This is a genomic window from Wolbachia endosymbiont of Madathamugadia hiepei (assembly GCF_013366855.1).
In the GTDB taxonomy this organism is placed as follows: domain Bacteria; phylum Pseudomonadota; class Alphaproteobacteria; order Rickettsiales; family Anaplasmataceae; genus Wolbachia.
The window spans coordinates 1-5637 of sequence record NZ_WQMP01000064.1 but is presented as its reverse complement, the minus strand read 5'-3'; the positions used below and the strand labels follow the sequence as shown (position 1 = coordinate 5637).

The 5637-nt window shown below is 38.6% G+C and carries 6 protein-coding genes and 1 pseudogene; 4 read left to right on the top strand and 3 right to left on the bottom strand.

Annotation, left to right across the window (positions count from 1 at the left end):
• From GO685_RS03105 to murC, 3 genes and pseudogenes are all read right to left on the bottom strand, one after another.
• A pseudogene (locus GO685_RS03105) lies at positions 1-141 on the bottom strand (GTPase ObgE); the annotation flags it as partial.
• Positions 129-1403, bottom strand: coding sequence for a phosphopyruvate hydratase (eno, locus tag GO685_RS03100; protein ID WP_175937531.1), 1275 nt, complete (start codon positions 1401-1403; stop codon positions 129-131). The gene eno and the pseudogene GO685_RS03105, both read right to left, overlap by 13 nt.
• 4 nt (positions 1404-1407) lie before the next feature.
• Positions 1408-2925, bottom strand: a complete 1518-nt coding sequence (gene murC, locus GO685_RS03095; RefSeq protein WP_175937530.1) for a UDP-N-acetylmuramate--L-alanine ligase — start codon at positions 2923-2925, stop codon at positions 1408-1410.
• A gap of 26 nt (positions 2926-2951) precedes the next feature.
• Between murC and GO685_RS03090 the strand changes: the two genes are divergently transcribed.
• The 4 genes from GO685_RS03090 to GO685_RS05730 all read left to right on the top strand — a co-directional run bounded on the left by GO685_RS03090 (position 2952) and on the right by GO685_RS05730 (position 5565).
• The gene (locus GO685_RS03090) at positions 2952-3626 is read left to right on the top strand and encodes a septal ring lytic transglycosylase RlpA family protein (protein ID WP_175937529.1); all 675 of its coding nucleotides are present in this window, start codon (positions 2952-2954) and stop codon (positions 3624-3626) included.
• A gap of 127 nt (positions 3627-3753) precedes the next feature.
• The gene (ruvA, locus tag GO685_RS03085) at positions 3754-4326 is read left to right on the top strand and encodes a Holliday junction branch migration protein RuvA (RefSeq protein ID WP_175937528.1); all 573 of its coding nucleotides are present in this window, start codon (positions 3754-3756) and stop codon (positions 4324-4326) included.
• The gene (ruvB, locus tag GO685_RS03080; RefSeq protein ID WP_175937527.1) at positions 4323-5303 is read left to right on the top strand and encodes a Holliday junction branch migration DNA helicase RuvB; all 981 of its coding nucleotides are present in this window, start codon (positions 4323-4325) and stop codon (positions 5301-5303) included. The genes ruvA and ruvB overlap by 4 nt, the downstream gene beginning before the upstream one ends.
• 139 nt (positions 5304-5442) lie before the next feature.
• On the top strand, positions 5443-5565 hold the full coding sequence (locus tag GO685_RS05730) for a hypothetical protein (protein ID WP_281356217.1): 123 nt from the start codon (positions 5443-5445) through the stop codon (positions 5563-5565).
• The last annotated feature ends 72 nt before the right edge of the window (positions 5566-5637 follow it).

Sequence of the window (5637 nt, the reverse complement as noted above, 5' to 3'; positions counted from 1 at the left end):
AAAAACTATGTCTCCTCCCTTCCCTCCATTACCACCGTTTGGACCACCAAATTCGACGAATTTTTCTCGACGAAAACTCGCGCAGCCATCACCGCCATCACCAGCCTTTAGATACAATCTAACTTCGTCTATGAAGTCCATGCCAACCCACAATGGTATTTAGCACTTTCTCCCAGTGTGCTTTCTATTCTTATTAGCTCGTTGTACTTTGCAAGTCTATCAGAGCGCGATAGCGAGCCAGTCTTTATTTGCCCACAATTCGACGCAATTGCTATATGAGATATCGTTGTGTCTTCTGTTTCACCTGATCGGTGAGAAATGACAGCTTTGTAGCCATTCGATTTGGCCATTTCAATAGCGGCCAAAGTTTCCGTTAATGTTCCTATCTGGTTTGGCTTGATTAGTACAGCATTTGCCATTTTTTCCTCTATTCCTTTGCGTATTAGCTCACAACTTGTAACAAACAAATCATCCCCAACCAATTGGACTTTGTTCCCTAATTTTGCGGTAAGCAATTTCCAACCTTCATAATCATCTTCACTCATCGCATCTTCTAAAGAAATTATTGGATATTTTTCGACAAGGCCGCAATAGTACTCAGCCAATTCCTCTGAAGTAAGCTCTCTATTTTCAAATTTGTAAATTTTATCTTCATAAAAAGTAGATGAAGCAACGTCAAGGCCCAGTGCAAAGTGACTTTGCATCGAATAACCGGCAGACTCTACAGCCTGAATTATCAGATTAAGAGCTTCTTCGGTACTTTCGATATTTGGTGCAAAACCACCTTCATCTCCTACATTTGTGCTGTAACCCTTTTTCTTGAGAATGCTGCGCAAGTTATGAAACACCTCTGCAGACATTCTGATCGCTTCACTGAAAGTTTCAGCCCCAACAGGAAGAATCATAAATTCTTGAAAATCGAGTTTATTGTCCGCATGTGCCCCACCATTGATTATGTTAATGAGTGGAACCGGCACGACACTTGCCTGCTCTCCTCCTAAATATTTATATAGTGGCATTTTGAAACTGTTTGCTGCTGCTTTTGCAATGGCAAGGGACACTCCTAAAGTTGCATTTGCTCCAAGCTTAGATTTGTTTTGCGTTCCATCTAATTCGATTAACACTTTATCAATCACACCCTGGTTTGCTGCATCCATGCCAACAATTTTATTTGCTATCACTCCATTTACAGATTGAACAGCTTTCTGCACTCCTTTACCGCAATATCTTTTTTCATCTTGATCTCTCAGTTCTAAAGCTTCTAGTTTACCGGTTGAAGCTCCAGAAGGTACAGATGCTCCACCTGTTGCTCCATCACAGAGTTCAACTTCTACCTCAACGGTTGGATACCCCCTGCTATCTAAAATTTCTCTTGCAAATATATTGTTAATTATTTTTTTCATTGTACTAAACCTTTATTTCCGACATAAGTACTGCAGTTTCTTTTGCTAGTTTGGCTATATTACCACCAGCACCAATAGATAGTACTACATCACCTGAATTTGTCGAATCATTGATGAAATGTGAAATGAACAAAGCATTATTCATAATCTCAACGTTACTAAACCCATTGCTGATTAAGGCTTTCTGTATATCATCAATTCCACAACCGTGAATAGGCTCATCTTCTGGAGGATGAACAGGAGTGAGGATGACATAGTCAAACATCATAAAAACTTGTATGAATTCATCAAAAAAATTACGAATGCGAGCAAAACGCAGCGGTTCGATGATTCCTATTACCTTTCCTTTAGTGATCAAGCGTGCTGCTGCCAGAGTTGCTTGTATTTCGTTTGGATGATGGGCATAGTCCTCAACTAACTTAATGCCTTTAATATCAGCAATTAAAGAAAATCTTCTTGCTACTCCTTTAAATTCCAAAAGACCCTTTTTAATGTCCGCATCGCTAATTCCAAGTTTTACCGCAACCGATATTGCAGCCAGGGCGTTGCTGACTTTATGTATCCCTATTGCGTTTGGTAGTACTACATTCTTTATTCTGTGGTTATTGTCAATCAACACGTCAAATTCTACGCTGCTGACATGCTGCTTAATGTTTGCAGCTCTGACATTACTTGCTTTTGCAGAGCGTGACGCTGATTTTTTTTTCTGGATCCCAGTGTCAAGCACTGGGATGACAAAGGAGGATTGGATGACAGAAGGAGACACATCTTCAAACCCAAACGTTATAAAATTACCTGCATCACAATTGATGTCTACAGAATCAGGTAAAATCGCAGAATCTGCGTTGTTCGCGAATTGGGAAAATGCATTTTTGATATTATCAAATGTGCCGTAATAATCTATGTGGTCATTGTTGATACTTGTTATGACAGCAATCTTTGCAGGGATTTTTAGCATAGTTCCATCAGACTCATCAGCCTCGATCAGAAAAGTGTCACTCCCTCCAAGTTTGAAATTGCTCTTATAGGAATTTAATATCCCTCCTACAGTTACAGTCGCATCAATGCCAGAATGATCAAAAATGGAAGCAATCATGGCGGTTGTTGTTGTCTTTCCGCTTGAACCTGAAACTGCTATTACACACCTATCTTTCATAATTTCAGCAAGTATGTCTGACCTATGCAAAATGGTTTTGTTGTTATCTCTTGCTGCAACTAACTCCACATTGTCGGATTTTATTGCAGAAGAGTGCATAATCACTTGAGCTTGTCCAATGTTATTAGCACTGTGACCGATATAAACTCTTATACCTAGCCTTTGTAATCTATCTGTATTGTCATTTGATTGCGTATCACTACCTTGAACTTTATAATTGGAATTATGAAGAATTTCAGCAATTGCACTCATTCCAATTCCACCTATACCAATTATATGTATTGTTTCTTTTCGGGTACTATTCATATTTAGCAGTATGTGTTTACTGATTACTAAACTTGTTATAGTATAATTTAAAATCCTCATGGTATCGAACCCTTTCACTGAATACAATGATAAAAAATCTAGCTTTTTTATGCCTAATATTTGTTTTGATAAGTAGTTGCAGTTTTCGCAGCAGGTGTAATGATGCCGCAGGCCATTATAAAATTGGCAATAGCTACACAGTAAATGGAGTAACTTATCATCCCAAACACTGTAACCATCACGAGGAGATAGGAGTAGCATCGTGGTATGGGATGGAAGATCATGGTACACTTACAGCAAATGGTGAAGTGTTTGACCGTAACTCAATTTCCGCAGCGCACAAGACTTTGCCTCTACCCTGTTTTGTTCTTGTCACTAACTTAAAAAACGGAAGGCAACTTATCGTAAGAGTTAACGATAGGGGGCCATTTGTTAAGGGTAGAATAATAGATCTTTCAGAAAAAGCAGCGAAAATTTTAGGATTCCATGAAGATGGATTAACTATGGTAAAAATTACGTATCTAAAAAAAATGTCAAGGCGACTAATACAAAAAACCCCTCATTATAAAAAGCAGTACGAAAAAGAAATGCAGAAACGTCACCCAAAAAAAAACAGTCCAGAAAGTAGGGGATATGTCGCATTTTTTGAAAATGCTCAGACTGCCAAGTCAGCTGCATCAAAGCTTCGCAATCAAGGAATAAAAAATGTTAGATTGCTTTTTAAAAACGATCGATATTGCGTGAAAGTGAGTTATAAGTAGTATATGTAGGGTGTGATGGTCAGATTCTGGAGCGCTATACATTCAAAAGGATAAGACCACACATCTCAGACCAACACTTGACCTAGAATCCAGGAGTTTTTAAACTGAACTCTATACAGTGCTGAAAATGATAGGAAACTTAAGCGGAATAGTTGACGAAGTTCATAGCGATCATATAATCCTAAATGTGAATGATGTTGGCTATATAGTATACCTTTCAGTCAAAACCTTAAATGCATGCTCCACTGGAAGTAAAATCAAATTGTTTATTGAAACCTATGCAAATAATAGAGAAAACATTACTAAGCTATATGGTTTCATAAGCAGAGAAGAGCAGCAGTGCCTGCGCTTGCTTGTTAAAGTAAGCGGCGTTAGCTATAAAACTGCAATGTCAATTTTGAGTAAATTAACCCCAGAGCAGTTGTTTTTGGCAATTATAAATGAAGATAAAGCAACACTCAAGATAAGCGGGCTTGGCTTCAAACTCATTAATCGAATTATTACAGAACTGAGTGGCAAAGTGAGTAAATTAGAAATAAATAACAGCAATTTCCATCCAATTAATGAAGATGCCCTTTCAGCATTGATCAATCTTGGATATGAAAAAACGAAAGCTTATGATACTATAAAAAAATACAGACCAAACCTGGACACTAAGGAGATTATCCGCATGGCACTTAAGGAGATTTCAACATTATGAAGTCAATATCATGTGGCAAAGAATATGCCGAAGATGTGCGTAATGTAAACATCAGGCCTGAACAACTTGATGATTTTGTTGGACAAAAAGATTTAATACAAAATTTAAAAGTGTTTATAAATGCTGCAAAGACGAGAACTGAAGCCTTGGATCATGTTTTACTACACGGTCCTCCAGGGCTTGGCAAAACAACCTTAGCACAAATTGTCTCTAAGGAGTTAAGGGTCAGCTTTCGCGCAACTTCTGGTCCTTTACTTAATAAAGCTGGAGATTTAGCTGCAGTGCTCACCACTTTAAATGCAAAAGATGTCTTATTTATCGATGAAATCCATAGATTAAATCGCAGCATTGAAGAAGTCTTGTATACCGCCATGGAAGACTTTTGCCTAGACATACTGGTAGGCGAAGGCCCATCCACTCGCACTTTAAGGATAGATTTGCTACCATTTACGTTGATTGGAGCAACAACACGGCTTGGACTGCTTTCTGCACCGCTGAGGGATCGTTTTGGCATCCCTTTGCACCTTGAATTTTATTCTTTTGAGGAACTGGTCGATATTATAAAAAGAGGCGCAAGAGTTCTTTCTGCCGCAATCGAAGAGGGTGCCATACGGGAAATTGCCTGCCGTGCACGCGGCACTCCAAGAATTGCTTTGAGGTTACTCAGAAGAATAAGAGATTTTGTTGAAGCGGAAAATGATAAAAAAATTACCTACAAAATTGCTGACTCTGCGCTATCAAAATTGGGCATAGATAAGATGGGATTAAATAAATTAGATATGGATTATCTAAGATTTTTATTCAACACCTCAGGACCTGTTGGAATCGATACCATATCTATCGCGTTATCTGAAGATGCTGGCAATATTGAAGAAACAGTAGAACCTTATTTAATCAAAATCAGTTTTGTAAAACGCACACCAAGAGGACGTGTTTTAACCAATCAAGCAAAGGAGTATTTGAGCCTTCGATATTGACACAAACGCAACTACAAAAAAGCTCTGAATCGATCAAAGTTTTGCAGCGGCCTTCGACAGATGTGACAGATGTCGATATACCATAACAACAAGCTCCTGCTGCCAAAGCCAAGTAGGTGAATTTTCATGCCAAATCCCAATGGTAATAGGACAAATTAAAGGTACCGTTTTGCCAGTCAACAATGTTGTCATTCCAGTACCTCCCTCTCTTGTTGTCCAAGTAGCCCCTCCTCCTGTCATCCCAACGCTAACTATGGATTAGAAAGAGAGTAGAGAGAGAAATAGGGTAAACTCCAGTATTTTAGCAACAATAAGAGGTTACCCAATGCATAAG